At 70.5% G+C, this 15,856-nt stretch carries 13 protein-coding genes; 9 read left to right on the plus strand and 4 right to left on the minus strand.

The window, feature by feature from the left end; all coding sequences use genetic code 11:
• Window positions 1-24 precede the first annotated feature (24 nt).
• On the plus strand, window positions 25-420 hold the full coding sequence (locus HHX33_RS28835) for a peptidase inhibitor family I36 protein (protein ID WP_182877358.1): 396 nt from the start codon (window positions 25-27) through the stop codon (window positions 418-420).
• Here the strand turns inward: HHX33_RS28835 and HHX33_RS28840 are convergent.
• Window positions 417-1,448 carry a LacI family DNA-binding transcriptional regulator gene (locus HHX33_RS28840; protein WP_182877359.1) on the minus strand — a complete coding sequence of 344 codons (1,032 nt, stop codon included), beginning with the start codon at window positions 1,446-1,448 and terminating at the stop codon, window positions 417-419. The genes HHX33_RS28835 and HHX33_RS28840 overlap by 4 nt on opposite strands.
• 196 nt (window positions 1,449-1,644) lie before the next feature.
• On the opposite strand from HHX33_RS28840, the gene HHX33_RS28845 reads away from it, so the two are divergent.
• The 4 genes from HHX33_RS28845 (at window position 1,645) to HHX33_RS28860 (ending at window position 6,585) form a co-directional block, all read left to right on the plus strand.
• On the plus strand, window positions 1,645-2,934 hold the full coding sequence (locus tag HHX33_RS28845; protein WP_182877360.1) for a sugar ABC transporter substrate-binding protein: 1,290 nt from the start codon (window positions 1,645-1,647) through the stop codon (window positions 2,932-2,934).
• A gap of 107 nt (window positions 2,935-3,041) precedes the next feature.
• The gene (locus HHX33_RS28850; RefSeq protein WP_310741570.1) at window positions 3,042-3,995 is read left to right on the plus strand and encodes a sugar ABC transporter permease; all 954 of its coding nucleotides are present in this window, start codon (window positions 3,042-3,044) and stop codon (window positions 3,993-3,995) included.
• Window positions 3,995-4,813: a carbohydrate ABC transporter permease gene (locus HHX33_RS28855; RefSeq protein ID WP_111700070.1), complete on the plus strand. Its 819-nt coding sequence runs from the start codon at window positions 3,995-3,997 to the stop codon at window positions 4,811-4,813. Before HHX33_RS28850 ends, HHX33_RS28855 begins: the two co-directional genes overlap by 1 nt.
• A gap of 56 nt (window positions 4,814-4,869) precedes the next feature.
• Complete coding sequence (locus tag HHX33_RS28860) at window positions 4,870-6,585, plus strand: amylo-alpha-1,6-glucosidase (RefSeq protein WP_182877362.1); 1,716 nt, start codon at window positions 4,870-4,872, stop codon at window positions 6,583-6,585.
• A 144-nt stretch (window positions 6,586-6,729) separates the two neighbouring features.
• Here HHX33_RS28860 and HHX33_RS28865 read toward each other — a convergent pair whose 3' ends face one another.
• The 3 genes from HHX33_RS28865 to HHX33_RS28875 form a co-directional block, all read right to left on the minus strand.
• Window positions 6,730-9,081, minus strand: coding sequence for a ricin-type beta-trefoil lectin domain protein (locus HHX33_RS28865; protein WP_220502324.1), 2,352 nt, complete (start codon window positions 9,079-9,081; stop codon window positions 6,730-6,732).
• Window positions 9,082-10,129: 1,048 nt separating this feature from the next.
• Window positions 10,130-10,906, minus strand: coding sequence for a FadR/GntR family transcriptional regulator (locus HHX33_RS28870; RefSeq protein ID WP_220502325.1), 777 nt, complete (start codon window positions 10,904-10,906; stop codon window positions 10,130-10,132).
• Between the two features lie 713 nt (window positions 10,907-11,619).
• Window positions 11,620-12,300, minus strand: a complete 681-nt coding sequence (locus HHX33_RS28875) for a 4'-phosphopantetheinyl transferase family protein (protein WP_182877365.1) — start codon at window positions 12,298-12,300, stop codon at window positions 11,620-11,622.
• A gap of 288 nt (window positions 12,301-12,588) precedes the next feature.
• Between HHX33_RS28875 and HHX33_RS28880 the strand changes: the two genes are divergently transcribed.
• From HHX33_RS28880 to HHX33_RS28895, 4 genes are all read left to right on the plus strand, one after another.
• Entirely contained in the window at window positions 12,589-13,065 is a 477-nt protein-coding gene (locus HHX33_RS28880) for a flavin reductase family protein (RefSeq protein ID WP_259402965.1), read from the plus strand.
• Window positions 13,062-13,229 carry a hypothetical protein gene (locus HHX33_RS28885; RefSeq protein WP_182877366.1) on the plus strand — a complete coding sequence of 56 codons (168 nt, stop codon included), beginning with the start codon at window positions 13,062-13,064 and terminating at the stop codon, window positions 13,227-13,229. Before HHX33_RS28880 ends, HHX33_RS28885 begins: the two co-directional genes overlap by 4 nt.
• A 750-nt stretch (window positions 13,230-13,979) precedes the next feature.
• A complete protein-coding gene (locus HHX33_RS28890) occupies window positions 13,980-14,411 on the plus strand; it encodes an SRPBCC family protein (RefSeq protein WP_117408109.1) in 432 nt (143 codons plus the stop codon).
• A gap of 16 nt (window positions 14,412-14,427) precedes the next feature.
• Window positions 14,428-15,840, plus strand: coding sequence for an NAD(P)/FAD-dependent oxidoreductase (locus tag HHX33_RS28895; RefSeq protein WP_182877367.1), 1,413 nt, complete (start codon window positions 14,428-14,430; stop codon window positions 15,838-15,840).
• The last annotated feature ends 16 nt before the right edge of the window (window positions 15,841-15,856 follow it).

Here is a 15,856-nt window from a genome sequence, read left to right on the forward strand (position 1 = left end):
ACGACGACTGTCTGGGAGAAGACCATGTCGAGACTGACCAGGACGATCACCTGCCTGGCGGCGGCCGCCGCCGTCGCCGGCACGATCACCGCCGCCCCCGCCGCACACGCCGAACTCAAGCCGGGCGAGATGGCGGGGCTCTACCTCTACGACGACTCGTGGTACGAGGGAGAGCACCGCGTCTTCACGTACTCGAACGGCAGCATCGGGTTCTCCGACCGGGCGAGCTCGATCGTGAACAACACCTGGCTCGCCTGGGTCGTCTACGACGACAGGGACTTCAGGGACCGCCGCTACTGTATCCGGCCGTGGGAGAAGGTGGACGTCCTCGGCGCGCCGCAGTGGAAGTTCAACGACAAGATCTCTTCGGTCCAGCTGCTGAACAGCTACAACTGCAACGGTTACCCGACCTTCTCCTAGACCTGGTCGCGCGGCTCCCGGAGACGTACGGGGCCGGTCGTGCCGCGCAGGGAGATGGGCGGGGCGACGAGGAGATGACGGTGGGGGGTGGCGGGCTCGGCGATGCGCTGGATGAGCATCTCGACGGCGTGCGCGCCGAGCTCGTCGGCGGGCATGTCGGCGGCGGTGAGCGGCGGGTGCAGGCTCTCGGCCCACAGGCGCGCCGAGACGCCGGTGACGGAGAAGTCGCCGGGCACCGCCAGGCCCGCCCGCTCGATCGCGCGGTACATCCCGGGCATGGCGGCCTCGTTGATGGTCGCGATGGCGGTGAGACCGGGGTCCTCGGCGAGTAGCCGCTCGACGCAGGACTGCCCGGATCGGGCGTCGTCGGCGCAGCACACCTCCACACCTTCCACCCCGCGTTCGGCCGCGGCGCGGGTGAAACCGGCCTGGGCCCGATGGGCGGGGCCGTATCCGGCGGCCACCAGCTCGGCGGACCGGTTCACCAGGGCGATCCGGCGGTGGCCGAGGTCGGCCAGGTGGTGCACACATCCGGAGATCAGAGTCTCGTAGTCGACGTCCACCCAGGACATCTCGTCGGGGCGGCTCGTGTGGCCGATGCCGACGAACGGCAGCCTGCTCCGCCGCAGGCGGGCGACCCGGTCGTCCTCCAGCCGTATCTCCATCAGGATGACGCCGTCCACCCGCCTGCCGCTGACCACCCGTTCGAACGAACGGTCGTGCTCCCCGCCGGACGGCGACAGCAGGACGTCGAGGTCGGCGCGGGCGGCGGCGTCGACGACGCTGGCGACGAACCCGAGCTGCAGGTCTGTCAGACGCCGGCTGGCCGGGGGGACGACCAGGCCGATGGTCCGGGTCCTGCCCTCCTTGAGCGCCTTGGCGGTGGCGTTGGGCTGGTAGCCCAGCTCGTCGATGACCGCCTGGATGCGGCGGCGGGTCTCCTCGGCCACCGGGCGTTTGCCGCTCAGGGCGTAGGAGACGGTGCTGCGCGCCACGCCCGACCTTCTGGCGATCTCCCCGATGTTCACCGGCGCCCCCTTTGATCCCACCAACCGCTGATCCGACCGACCGCGTCCATCCTAGGTCGAACCGATGAGCCTGCCACTCGGCGGGTGGATTCGGCGGTATCCATTGACGTCGGCGATATGTAGGCCTATGTTCATGCGAACCGATTCGATATCCAACGAAACAGCCGCGTAACGCGCGTCAGCGGAGGTTACGATCATGAGATCAGCGGCACCGGGCCGGCACATGGCCGGTCTGGCTATTGCGGCCCTTGCGGTCGCCTCGGGGCTCGCGGGATGCTCCTCGTCCGACGAGCCCGGCGACTCGACCGGTGCGGGCGCCCAGGCGTCCGGCAGCCAGGCCGCCGGCGGCGGGACGTACACGATCTGGGACCCCTACCCGCAGCACGACAAGAGCTCCGACTGGGTCAAGCTGCTGGAGACATGCGGCACCCAGGCGGGCGTCACGGTCGAGCGCACCGCGTACGACACCACCGACCTGACGAACAAGACGCTGCTCGCCGCGCAGCAGGGCAACGCGCCGGACGTGCTCATCGTCGACAACCCGGTGGTCTCCACGCTGGCCGAGGCCGGGGTCCTCACCAGCACCGAGGAGAACAAGCTCGACACCTCCACGATCGCGCCGAACCTGCTGGCGGCCGGGCAGAGCGGGGGCAAGACCTACGGCGTCCCGATCGGGGCCAACACCCTCGCGCTCTACTACAACAAGGGAGTGCTGAAGAAGGCCGGCGTGGACATCGGGTCGGTCAAGGACTGGGCGTCGCTGACCGCCGCCCTGGAGAAGGTCAAGGCCGCGGGCAAGAAGGGGATCACGTTCTCCGCGATCGGCACCGAGGAGGGCAGCTTCCAGTTCCTGCCCTGGTTCTGGGGCTCGGGCGCGCAGCTCACCAAGCTCGACTCACCCGAGGGCGTCTCGGCGGTCGCGCTGTGGACCGACTGGCTGAAGAAGGGGTACGCCCCCAACTCGGTGATCAACAACACCCAGACCACGAGCTGGCAGGAGTTCGCCGGCGGCGACTTCGCCTTCGCCGAGAACGGCACCTGGCAGCTCGCCAACGCGGAGAAGGCCGGGTTCGAGTACGGCATCATCCCCGTTCCCTCGAAGGACGGTGGCACCGCGCCCGCCCCGACCGGCGGCGAGTTCGTGAGCATCCCGGTGCAGCAGGACACCGCCCGCTACGCCGTCTCCCAGAAGCTGGTGGCCTGCCTGACCAGCACGGACAACTCCCTGAGCACGACGACGACCCTGTCGTACATCGCGCCCACCGAGGAGGTGCAGGCCAAGCAGGTGGAGCAGAACGCCGGCCTGAAGGTGTGGGTGGACGCGGTCAAGGCGGCCAAGGGCCGCACCAGCGACGACCTCGGCACCAAGTATCCGAAGATCTCCGAGCCGATGTGGAACGCGGTGCAGGCCGCGCTGAGCGGCTCGAAGAGCCCGCAGCAGGCGATGGCCGACGCCCAGACCGCCGCGGCGAGCGCCACGCAGTAGGAGTCAGCTGCGGGGGCGGATGGACAGGCCCCGGGGATCGGCGCCCCGGGGCCCCTTTCCGAGATCCTCTCGCGGCCTCCCGTCGGACGAAGGACAGCATGAATCACGTGACACAGGCGCCCGCGCCGCCCGCCGCCGCGCGCGCACCGGCCGCGGGGCGCGGCCGCCGGGCGATGGCGCGGCCCCCGTCCCGGCAGTGGGCGGCGTGGGCCTTCCTCGCTCCGGTCGTCGTCTACCTTGCGGTCTTCTACGCCTACCCGCTCTACCGCAACCTCGACCTGAGCCTGCGCGACTACACCGTGCGGTCGTTCGTACGGGGTGACGCGCCCTTCACCGGGACGGCCAACTACGCGAAGGTCGTGGCGGACCCGACGTTCGGGCCGGCGCTCTGGCACACGGTCGTGTTCACCGTGGTGTCGCTGGCCTTCCAGTTCACCATCGGGCTCGCCCTCGCGATGTTCTTCCACCGGAACTTCCGGTTGTCCGCGACGCTGCGGGCGCTGTTCCTGGTGCCGTGGCTGCTGCCGCTGATCGTGTCGTCCTCCACCTGGTCGTGGATGCTCAACAGCGACTCCGGCGTCGTCAACGCCGTCCTCGGCGCGTTCGGCGCGGCTCCGGTCCACTGGCTGACCTCGCCGGACTGGTCGCTGTGGTCGGTCGTCATCGCCAACATCTGGATCGGCATCCCGTTCAACCTGGTCGTGCTGTACTCCGGCCTGCAGGCCATCGACCCGGTGATCTACGAGGCGGCCGAACTGGACGGCGCGAGCGGCTGGCAGCGGTTCTGGCGGGTGACCTTCCCGCTGCTGCGGCCGGTCTCGGCGATCACGCTGCTGCTCGGGCTGGTCTACACGCTCAAGGTGTTCGACATCATCTGGATCATGACCAGGGGCGGGCCGAGCGGGTCGTCCACCACGTTCGCGACCTGGTCGTACCGGCTGGGGTTCGGCAACCTGCTCCCGGCGTTCGGGCCCGGCGCCGCGGTCGGCAACCTGCTGATCGTCATGGCCCTGGTGTTCGGGCTGGTCTACATCCGTCTCCAGCGAAGGCAGGCCTTCTGATGAGGGGCTCCCGCGGCCCGGCGAAGACCGCGCTCGGGCTGGCGCTCACCGGCCTGATGCTGTTCCCGGTCTACTGGATGATCAACGTCTCCTTCACCCGCGACCAGGACATGCGCAAGTCGCCGCCGAACTGGTTCCCCGTCGACGGCACCCTGGAGGGCTACCGCGAGGTGCTCGACCGGCAGTTGCCGTACCTCGCGACCAGCCTGGTCGTGGGGCTCGGCACGGTGGCGCTGACCCTGCTGGTCGCGGCGCCCGCGGCGTACTCGCTGGCCAAGCTCCGCCCGCGCGGCGGCGGGGCGCTGACGTTCGCGCTGCTGATCGCGCAGATGATCCCCGGGATCATCATGGCGATGGGGTTCTACGCCATCTTCCTCAGCACCGGCCTGCTCAACACGCTCCCCGGGCTGATCGTGGCCGACTCCACGCTGGCGGTGCCGTTCGCGGTGCTGGTGCTGACGACGTTCATGTCCGGGATCCCGGAGGAGCTGTTGCAGGCCGCCCGGGTGGACGGCGCGGGAGCGACCCGCACGTTCTGGTCGGTCGTGCTCCCGGTCAGCCGGAACGCCGTCATCACGGTGTCGCTGTTCGCGTTCCTGTGGGCCTGGTCGGACTTCGTCTTCGCCAGCACCCTCGACCAGGGCGGCGACCACCAGCCCATCACGCTCGGCATCTACCACTACATCGGCAACAACAACCAGCAGTGGAACGCCATCATGGCCACCGCCGTGATCGCCTCGATCCCCGCCACCGTGCTCCTCGTCGTCGCCCAGCGCTACGTCGCCGCCGGAGTCACCGCCGGCGCGGTGAAGCACTGACCCGGCCCTCCTCGCCGGCAGCCGGCTCTCCTCAGGACAGAAGGGACATCGTCTTCATGACCGTCGCCGCAGGCCCGGTGTTCTCCCCGCAGGAGATCCCGTTCAGCTTCCGCGGATCCTGGTTCGGCTTCTCACCGGTGATCGGGGAGAAGAACTACGCGCGGGACGTCCATCTCGTGTCGCACCAGACCGGCATGCACCCGATCCTGCGGCTGGTGCCGGCCGTGGCGGGCGACCGCGCCGAGACCGTGGTCACCGCCGCGCCGCACCTGCTCACGTGGGCCTGCGACACCGGCCGGATCGACCTCGCGTACGAGAACCCCGACACCGTACGGCTGCGCGGGCACGGTCTCGGGCTGCACCTGCAGGCGGCCGACCCGGTCCTGACCCCGTTCAGCGGTCCGTACTTCTACCAGGATCCCTGCGACGGCTCGTGGGTCTTCACGGTCTACCAGACCGGGCGCCGTTACCGGATCACCCTGCTGGCCGGGCGGGCCGAGCCGGCGGGCGCGCAGGCGCTCGGCACGGCCGAGCGCGGCGTCGTGCTGCCCGGCGACGGTGAGCCGTGGGAGATCGCCGTCGAGGAGTACGAGACCGCCCGCGCCCCCTATGCCGCCGTGAGCGACTTCGACGAGGTGGTCGCGGCGGCCCGGGCCGATTTCGACGCGTTCGCCGAGGCGGTGGCGCCCTGGCGGAGCGACCGCACTCCCGCCGCCGAGCTCGCGGCGTACGTCCTGTGGTCGGCGACGGTGCGCCCGGCCGGGTTCGTCACGCGCTCCGCCGTGCTGATGTCCAAGCACTGGATGGACAAGGTCTGGAGCTGGGACCACTGCTTCAACGCCATCGCCCTCGCCGACGGCCTGCCGGAGCTGGCGTGGGACCAGTTCCGGGTGCCCTTCGACCACCAGGACGCCACGGGCGCGCTGCCCGACTCCGTCACCCACTCCGAAATCCTCTACAACTTCGTCAAGCCGCCCATCCACGGCTGGGCGCTGCGCCGCCTGCCGGAGCGGGCGGAGCCGCTGGAGACGTACCGGCTGCTCGAGCGGTGGACCGGCTTCTGGCTGACGAAGCGGCGCGCGCCGGGCCGCCCGCTCGCGCACTACCAGCACGGCAACGACAGCGGCTGGGACAACGCCACCACCTTCGACCCCGAGCGCGTCGTCGAGACCGCCGACCTGGCCGCGTTCCTGGTCCTGCAGATGCGCGAGCTGGCCCGGCTCGCGGACCGGCTCGGCCGTACGGACGAGGCGGCGGCCTGGACCCGGGAGGCCGACCGGATGCGCGAGGCGCTGCTCGCGGAGCTGTGGGACGGCGAGCGGTTCGTCGCCAGGGGCGCCCTGTCGGGACGCACCTGGTCCAGCTCCAGCCTGCTCGACCTGATGCCGATCGTGCTCGGCGACGAGCTGCCGGAACCCGTCCGCGCGGCGCTCGCCGCCGGTATCGAGACCCACCTGACCGAGTTCGGGCTCGCCACCGAGCCGCCCGCCTCCCCGCACTACCAGGACGACGGCTACTGGCGTGGCCCGATCTGGGCGCCCTCGACCGTGCTGATCGAGGACGGCCTGCGCCGCGCAGGGTACGCGGAGCAGGCCGACGAGATCAGCGCCCGTTTCCGGATGCTGTGCGAGAAGTCGGGGTTCGCGGAGAACTTCGACGCCCGCAGCGGCGCCGGTCTCCGCGACCGCGCCTACACCTGGACGGCCAGCGCCTATCTCATCCTCGCCGCCGCCTGCGAGCGCCGGGAGGGGGCGACGCCCGACACGCCCTGACGGCACGTCTCTCGTCGAAACGCTTCGACCTGCGGAGGCGCGGTCCAGGAGACGCCGGGCCCCCGCCCGGAGCACGGCCGGGCGGGGGAGCGGGGGCCGGCCGGGCCCCGGCGGCGGACCGCCGGGGCGAGCGACCGGGCAGGGTCAGTTACGGCTCCACTGCTGGTTGCTTCCACCGTTGCAGGACCACACGATGACCTTCGTGCCGTTGGCGGTCCCGGCGCCGTTGGCGTCCAGGCACAGCCCGGACTGGACGCCGGTGACGGTGCCGTCGGCGTTGAGGTTCCACTGCTGGGAGGCTCCGCCGGAGCAGCCGTTGATGACGGCCGCGGCGCCGTTGGTGGTGCCGGCTTCGAGGCACTTGCTGCCGTACACCTGGAGCTGCTTGCCGGAGGTGTAGGTCCACTGCTGGTTCGTGCCGCCGTTGCAGTCCCACAGCGCCACCTGGGTGCCGTTGGTCTGCGACTGGTTCGGCACGTCCACGCACCGGCCGCTCGCCAGGCCCCGCAGCAGGTTGCCGTTGCCGGTGCCGCCCTGGCCCGGCGTGATCGTGAGGTTGTCGAACTGCGCGGTCTCGGTCGTGCTGGTGCCCACGCCGATCTGGCCCGCGCCCCAGGTGCCGTCGGTGACCGAGCCCACCTGCGTCCCGTCGATGCTCGCGGTGATCGTGCTGCCGGAGAAGGTCAGGGCCAGGGTGTGCCAGCGGCCGGTGCCGAGCCCGGCGACGTTCCCGCTGCGGACCGTCGTCATCGCGTTGTCGACGTTGTTGCGGATGATCTGCCAGGCGCCGCCGTCGGTCACCCGCAGGTAGTAGGCGTTGAGTCCTTCGGGACCGAAGGAGTGCTGGGCGCCGGCCCGGCCGATGACCTCGACGTAGCCGCTCTGCTCCAGCATCACGTCGGTGGAGACGGTGTAGTTGCTCCAGCCCAGGTCACCGAGCAGGGCGTACGGGTGGGAGCCGCCGGTCCACAGGATCGGCTGGCGCGGGGCCATCTGGCGCACGCACCGGCCCGACCGTCCGCCGCCGCAGCCCACGACCTCGAACGAGCCCTGCATGTCCATGAGGTACTTCGCCTCCCGGCCCACGGCGTAGGAGTCGAAGGTGTCGGAGTACGGCAGGGCCATCGAGCCCCGGGCCGGGCTGGTCGCGGTGCCCTTGCCCTGTCCGGTCGTGGTGGTGATCGAGTACACGTACCCCGGCTGGACGGTCAGGGAGTAGTTGCCGCCGGACGGGGTGAGGTCGCCGGTGTGGACGAAGTAGTCGGCGGAGTTGCCGGAGTTGAGGTTGGTCGCCCACACGTGCACCTGGCCGGTGGACAGGCCGCCGGTGACGCTGAAGTTCAGCGTCTGGGCGGAGGTGGCGTCCATCGTCTCGATGATCGTGCTGTAGTCGGTGTTGTTCGTGGACTTCAGCGACACGTAGCTGCCGTTGTTGCGATTGCCGCCGATGTAGCCGCTGGAGGAGTCGAGGTACTTCCAGCCGGGGGCGGTGAACTGGGTGGTCTGCGCCATCGCCCAGGCGTTCTTGCCGACGGCGTAGTAACCGGACCAGGGCTGCGGCGCCACTGCCACGCCCATCGTGGCGAAGGGCAGGTTCGGGGTGATCGCGGCGATCACCGGCCAGTTGATGTACGCGGTCATCTTGCCGTCGATGTAGTCGCGGTTGATGCCGCGGGCCAGCGCCTTGGCCCCGTCGTTGTAGTCGTCGGAGCCGTTCTCGCTGGCCCACAGCGCCTTGCCGGAGTTGATCGCGTTGGTGGAACTGGGACAGTTCTGCTGGGCGCCGCGGTAGCCGCAGACGTAGTGCGATCCGTACACGTCGACCGCGTTGCGGAAGGCGCTGTTGTTCACCGCGTCGTCGGCCATGCCCCAGCCGAAGTTGTCATCGGCGATGATCTTCACGTTGCTGTAGCCGCGGGAGTCCAGGGCCGAGTTGAGGTTGATGTACCAGTTCGTGTCGCGGCCCTTCTCGTTCCAGCCGCCCAGGTAGTCGATGGTCAGCCCGTGGCTGTTCTTCGCGCAGCCCAGCCAGTCGACCAGGTAGTTGATCGTGTCCTGCGACCAGAAGTTGCCGTTGCCGAGCCAGCCGGGGGCGCCCCAGGCGAGGCCCACCAGCTTGATGTTGGGGTTGCGGGCCTTGGCCTGCTCCATCAGCCACCACTCGTAGCCGCGGTTGCAGTCGATGTCGCCGGAGGTGTGCCGGTGGCTCGGCTCGGCGCCGTCGGTGGAGTTGGTGTCACCGCCGATCTCGACCTTGAGGATCTGCATCGAGGCGCCGTACCCGGGCTTGAACAGGTAGTCGAGGATCTGGCTGCGCTGCGGCTCGGGATAGTCGACGAGCAGGCGGCTGTTGCCCCCGCCACCGCTGATCGCGCCGACGCCGTCGAACGTACGGCCGCCGGAACCGCCGTTGATCGTGATCCCGACGGCCGCGTGTGCCGGGGCGACGGCCACCAGGGACATCGCGACCGCCAGGAGCGCGACGACGACACTCATGACGCCGCGCACCGGATTCTCTTTTCGCCGGCTCATTAGGTGGTCCTTCCTCATGGGCTCGCAATGTTAGCGTTAACAATGACTGCCATGGGGCAGTCGACGCTTGCGGCCACCGCGGGGAGGTCCGGGGGGCTCCCGGGCCCGGCGTGATGGTCGGACCGCGAGGCGGGGTCCGGAGAGGGCCGGCCTCTGAGGTCTGGCTACCAGTTATCAGCGGAACATAACGGTCCGTCAAGCCCCAAGTTTCACACTCGTCATCGGACCCTTGACCCGCTGCTCGCCCGGCCGCGTCCCGGTTCGTCACGGATGAATGTTTCATACTGATCGGCTCCGGCGGAGGCCTGACCAGCCCCAGGGGGAGCGCATGGGCGGTGTCCGGAGGCCGGGAGAAGCACCGGAAAGGCCCGAGTGCGGGCTCTTGACGGCCTTCCCGGTGCCGGATTCGTTCGGCCGCTACGTTCGCCCGAAAGCAGTGGTCGGATGTTCAGACTTCTGGCTGCGCTGGTGCTGGCCAGGGCGCGGTAACCGTCGTCCCGACCGCGGCCAAGGCCTCCACCAGCCGGTTCGGAGGGATCGACCGGATGGGGCGACTGGCCGCCCAGGCGGCGCGGGCGGTGTCGAAACGGGTGACCTGGCTGCGGTATGCCTGGGGTGTGGGCGACGGGGCGGCGCCTATGTGCGGATCCGCAACGCGAGCACCGGCCTGTACGCCGGCAGCGGCAGCGCCAGCCGGCAGTGGAAGATCGTCGCGGCGGGCCGACCGTGATCCCCTCGCCGGTGAAACTTTCACGCGGCGCTCTCCGGGCGAGGTGATCTTCGCTCCATAAGGGCAGGTGGGGTCGCGCGGGCGGCGGGACCGCACATGCCGTCTACTTGACGGGCTCCGGACACGTGGTATTTGCTCTGCCTCACACCACCACCGTCACGACGAGTTGCCAGGACGAAGAGTCGGACTCCGCGACTCAGTCGTGCGACGCACCGGAGCGCCTATGGAGCAACCCCGTGCCGACCGGTCCGCCCTGAACCGCGTCGCCCGTATCCGCCCCGCTCACCCAGACCTGCCCGTGCTGACCGCCGGGCCGGGCCGGTCGGCCGGGGAGAAGAGGCGATGCTGGATCTCTCTGCGGTAGTCGTCCAGGGTGTTGTCGATGTGCGCGGCGGCGGCGTGGGCCGCGGCCGCCGGATCTCCGGCGCAGATGGCCTGGTAGATGGCGTCGTGCTCCTCGACGGCCTTGGCGGTGTGCCCGCCGACCGAGCCGCGCAGCCCGATCATGTTGGACTGGACCTGCAGCCGCCGCGCCTCGCGTACGGCGATCTGGAGGAACATGTTGTGCGAGGCCGTGGCGATGGCGGTGTGGAAGGCGTCGTCGCCCTCGTTGAACAGGTCCTCGCGTCCGGTCTCGAAGCCGTGGCGGCACACGGCGGCGGCCTCCTCGACGGCTCTGAGCTCGGCGGGGGTGGCGCGGCGGGCGGCCAGCCGACTGGTCTCCATCTCCTGGGCGCGCCGGAACTCGAACAGCATGTAGACGTGGTCGAGGTCGGTGGGGAGGAAGAACGACGCCAGCCGCCCGGCCCCGAGCATTCCCTCGTCGTCGGCGACGTACAGGCCCCGGCCCTTCTGGGCGCGCACCCGGCCGAGCGCCGACAGGATCTTCACCGCCTCGCGCACGACGGTGCGGCTGGTGCCCAGCTGTCCGGCCAGGTCGTTCTCCGTCGGCATGCGGTCACCCGGACGCAGGCCAAGTCGGGCGATCAACTCCAGCACCTGCTCCGCGGCCACCTCGTAGCCCGGCCGGTATCCGCCCTCGCGCGGGGTGTCGGTCACGGCGCTCCCTCCTTGTGATGGCTGGTAGAAGCATGACTCATTTCCTCGGGCGGGACACGCGGAGGGTTGGCGGGCGCGCGCGTTGAGTGCGGCGAAGCGGGAATCGGCGAGCACAGAAGTGGTGCCGGCGACGCCGCAGGAGTGAGACATTCATCCGAGCACTGCGGTACGGCGGGGTGGGCCGGTTCTCCTCCCGGAAGCGGACGGCCCGCACCGCGTCGGCGGCGATCATACGACCGGGTGCGCGGGCGCGCGCCCGGTCAACCCCGCCGGCGGACGGGCCCGCCCCGCCATGCCTACCGTGATGGTCGCCGTGATGGTCGCCGCGATGTCCGCCGTGCTGTTCGCCGGGATGGCGGCGAGCCGAAGGGTGGCGCCCCGACCGGGCGCACATGGGCGGGCGCACATGGGCGGGCGCACATGGGCGGGCGCACATTACCGGGGTGGCCGCACGCCGTCTTCCCGCGTGTCGCGACAGGCTTCCCGTGTGTCGCGACGGGCCCGCTGACCGGCGGGGGACCGGCGCGAGGTCACCCCGCCGCGCGTGCCGAGGCCGCGTGGGCGGCCCGAAACCAGAGCAGACCGCGGCTCAACGGGTCTGGCTCAGTGCGCCCGGCTGAGTGTGCCCGGCTGAGGTGCCCGGCTGAGTGACCTGGCTCAGTGGGCCCGGCTGAGTGGGCCTGGCTCAGTGGGCCCGGCTCAGTGGGCCCGGCTCAGCGGGACTGGGCGGGCACGACGATGGCGGCCAGCAGCAGGCCGTTGGTGGCGACCCAGCGCCCGGAGAAGCCGGTGAGCTGCGCCCCCGAGACGTACGGTCCCTTCACCTTCAGCGCGGCGGTGAAGCGGCCGTTGTCGGGGTCGATGGTCACCATCGCGTCCTCGAAGTCGAGCCAGCGCTTCGTCAGCGGGAACCACGCCTTGTAGACCGCTTCCTTGGCCGAGAACAGCAGCCTGTCCCACGCGACTCCGGGATGCTTGCGGGCCAGCTTCTGCAGGGCCAGGCGTTCCTCGGGCAGGGAGATCGCCTCGAGCACGCCGTTCGTCAGGGCGTCGTCGGGTTCGGCGTCGATGCCGAGGGTGACGACCTCGCCGCGAGGCGCGAGGACGGCCCCCCGGTAGCCGGCGCAGTGCGTGATGCTGCCGACCAGGCCCGCCGGCCACTTGGGCTCGCCCTGATCGCCCCGCAGGATGGGCTGCTCGGGGACGCCGAGCAGTTTCATCGCCCGGCGCGCGCAGATGCGCGCGGTGGTGAATTCGTTGCGGCGCTTGTCCACGGATCGGCTCACGGCCTTCTCCTCCGCCGCGAAGAGCATCCCGTCGTGGGCGTCGTGAAAGGTGTCGACCGCCACCACTCCGGGCGGCAGGATGCTCCTGATCGCCGCAGGTTCGTTCATGGTGCCAGTTAAGCGGGCCGGCGCCCCGGGAGAAAGCGTCGGAGGCCGATCTCGGGGCAGAGCGGGCGCATCTGCAGGGTCCGGCAGGGGTGATCCCGGTAGGGGTTGTCCGTCCGCCTGATCGTCGCCATCGTTGCCGCCGTGGGCTCCCCGCGGGCCGTCGGCGACCGAATAACGGTCGGTGTTAGGGGTCGGCAGGGGATGTGCCCGGCGATGGCATGATGTGAAACTCAAATCGTGACAATGCAAGTGGAATCACTTATAGACGCAGGCGCCTTTCGCCAGGCGATGGCGGAACTCGTGGCACCGCTCACAATCGTCACGACAGTGGACGAGAATGGGCGTCGCTGGGGTTTCACTGCCAGTTCCGTCACTTCTGGGTCCCTTGAGCCGCCGCTGCTGCTGGTCGGTGTGGACCGCCGATCGAGTTGCCACGAGGCCATCACCTCCTGCCGGGAGTTCGTGGTGAACGTCCTCGGCGAGCAGCACCGCGACCTCGCGAGGACCTTCGCCACCCACGGCGTCGACCGCTTCGCGGGCGGGGAGCTGGGCTTCTGGCCCGACTCCGACCTGCCCTGCCTGCTGGACGCGAAGGCGGCCTTCCGCTGCGTGTCGAGCGGCACCCTCGCGGTGGGGGACCACGACCTGCTGGTCGGGTCGATGGTCGCGACGCGACTGAACGTCGGCGGCACGCCGCTGCTGTGGTACCAGCGTGACTTCGCCCTGCCGGCCAGGGAGGCCGTCGTGGTTCGCGAGCCGGTGTGAGTCACCGGCCTTCCGTCCCCACACCCGGCGCCGCATCCACCACCAGGCACCTCAACCGGGACGCCACCAGGCACGTCACCAGGGGTGCCGCCAGGCACGTCATGCGGCTCGGCATCACGCACGTCACCGGGCTCGGCGCCACCGTACCGTGCCCCGCGCTGTGACCCGCGCCGTGCCCCGCACTGTGCCCCGCGCTGTGACCCGCGCCGTGACCTGCCCGGCCACGGCCGCCAGAGCGGCCGGCGTCCCGGCGTCCTGAACGACGGACGCGCGCACCGCCACCACGCTCGCGCCGGCCGTACGCGAGAACCGGCCGCACACACGACGGTCCCGCATGCGAGGGCCGCGTGGAGCGGCATGCGGACGAGCCGCGCGGATGAGGATCGAGCCCGCGACGGGACCCCGCGCGAGTCGCGCATGCGCCGCGCGCGAGCACCGCGACGTACGGACCGCGACGTATAGACCGCGGCGTACAGACCGCCGCGTATAGACCACGGCGTACGGACCGCGGCGCGACGGCCCCGCGGAGAGGAGCGCCCCGGTTGGGGTGCCCCGGTTGTGGCGTCCCGGGGGTGGCGCTCCGGCCGGCCGCCCCGCGTGTGAGCCGGCGGCTCACGGAGCTGCCCGGCCGCCCTCGCCCGGCGTCAGGCGCGAGGCGACGAGCGGCCGGCGATGAATATCGCGTACGCGCCCACTATTAGCCCCATTTGCAGGCGATTTCACCCTGTTGCCACTCAGGGCGTTTCCCCTTGAAAAGGGCAATAGACCCCTATCCCTGCTAAGCCAATGATAGGGGGCGAATCCTCTGGCGGTTCGGGGTTGCATCCCGATTCAATGAATCAGCAAATGAGCGTTCGCCGCCGTGGTCGACGGCCAGCTCACCCGAAGAACCCTGATGAGTGAAGAGGTACCTCATGCTGAGCCTTACGGAGTCAGCCACCATCACCGGCGACATCGCCTCAGTCTGGGAGACCGTGTCGGACCCGGCCTCGTGGGCGAGCTGGGACCCGCACGTCGACGTGTCGCGCTTCGAGGGCGACTTCGTGCCGGGCGCGGAGGGCTGGACCAAGCCGCGCGGCGCCCCCGGAGGCCCGTTCAAGGTCGTCGCGGTGATCCCCGGCAAGGAGTACTCGACCGAGTCGCCGATGCCCGGCGGGGCCATGGCGATCACCAACACCTATGAGCAGATCGGCGCCGGCCAGGTCAGAGTGACCCGCCGGGTCCAGCTGACCGGCTGGTTCACGCCGGTCTTCAAGCTGTTCTGGGCCAAGGGCATGGCACGCGACATGCACCACACCTTCGCGGCGCTGGAGCAGGAGGCCCAGCGCCGAGCGGCGAGCGTCTGAAACCGGGAGTGCGACGATGACCCACGCGGCGATCATCGGCGGTGGGATGGCCGGGATGCTGGCGGCGACTGCGATCGCTCGCCACGTCGACCGGGTCACCATCATCGAGAGCGACACGTTTCCCACCTCGCCCGCCCAGCGGCGCGGGCTTCCCCAGGGCCACCACAACCACATGCTGTTCGGCGGCGGGGCGATGGCGCTGGACACGCTGCTGCCCAAGACGACCGACCTGCTGTACGCGCACGGGGCGCATCACCTGCGGCTCGGCGAGCGGATGGCGATGCTGTCCCCGCAGGGCTGGAGCCGGCGCTTCGACGGCGACCCCTTCGTCGTCACCTGCAGCCGCCCGCTGCTCGACCACGTCGTACGCCGCCAGGCGCTCAGCTATCACCGGATCACCCTCATCCAGTCGGCCAAGGTCGTCGGGCTGACCGGTGACGCCTCCCGGGTCACCGGCGTACGCGTCGAGCGTGACGGCGGGCCGGCGGAGACGATCGAGGCGGACCTCGTCGTCGACGCGGCCGGCCGCCGTTCCGACTCGCCCCGCTGGCTCACCGACCTGGGCCTGCCCGAGGTCGCCGAGGACACGCTGGACGCCGGCTTCGCGTACGCGGGACGGTCGTTCCTGGCGCCGCCGTCCGCCGGTGACGACTTCCCGGGCATCCTGATCCAGGCCGACAACAGCACCGGAGAGCCGGGCCGCGGCGCCGCGCTGCTCCCCAACGAGGACGGCCGCTGGATCGTCGCGCTGATCGGCACCAGGGGCGCGCACCCGCCCACCGACGAGGAGGGCTGGCTCGAGTTCGCCCGCAGCATGCGGAGCCCGATCATCGCGGACCTGCTCGCGGGCGCGACGCCGCTCGGCGAGATCCGGGCCTACCGCGGCCTGGCCAACCGGCGCAGGCACTTCGAGCGGATCGTCCCGGAGGGCTTCGTCGTGCTCGGCGACGCGGCGATGACGCTCAACCCCAACTACGCCACCGGGATGTCGATCTCGGCCTTCGGCGCGCTCGCGCTGCGGGAGGAAGTGGAGCGTACGGGGTTCACCGACGGCCTGGCCCGGCGGGCGCAGCAGCGTATCGCGAAGGCCGGCGAGCCCTGGTGGGAGGTCGCGATCGGCCAGGACCGGTGGTTCCCCAACGTGCGCACCAACCTGACCCTCCGCGGCGGCCCATCGCAGCTCAAGATGGCCGCCCGCTGGGGCCGCGTGGTCACCGAGCACCCCGCCATGGCCCGTGCGACCTACAGCGCGGCGTCCTTGGTGATCACCCCCAAGAAGATGATGACGTTGCCGCTGCTGGTGGCGATGATGCGTGGACCGAAGCTGCCGCCGCTGACCGCCGACGAGGCGATCGCGCAGTATCCCGGCTTCTCCGGCGTCCTCGACGCCGCGCCCGCTGATTCGGCCGTTTCCCAGACCACGGCATAGGGACCTCGCGGAGAAG

Source organism: Microbispora sp. H10670 (assembly GCF_014161385.1).
GTDB classification, from domain to species: domain Bacteria; phylum Actinomycetota; class Actinomycetes; order Streptosporangiales; family Streptosporangiaceae; genus Microbispora; species Microbispora triticiradicis.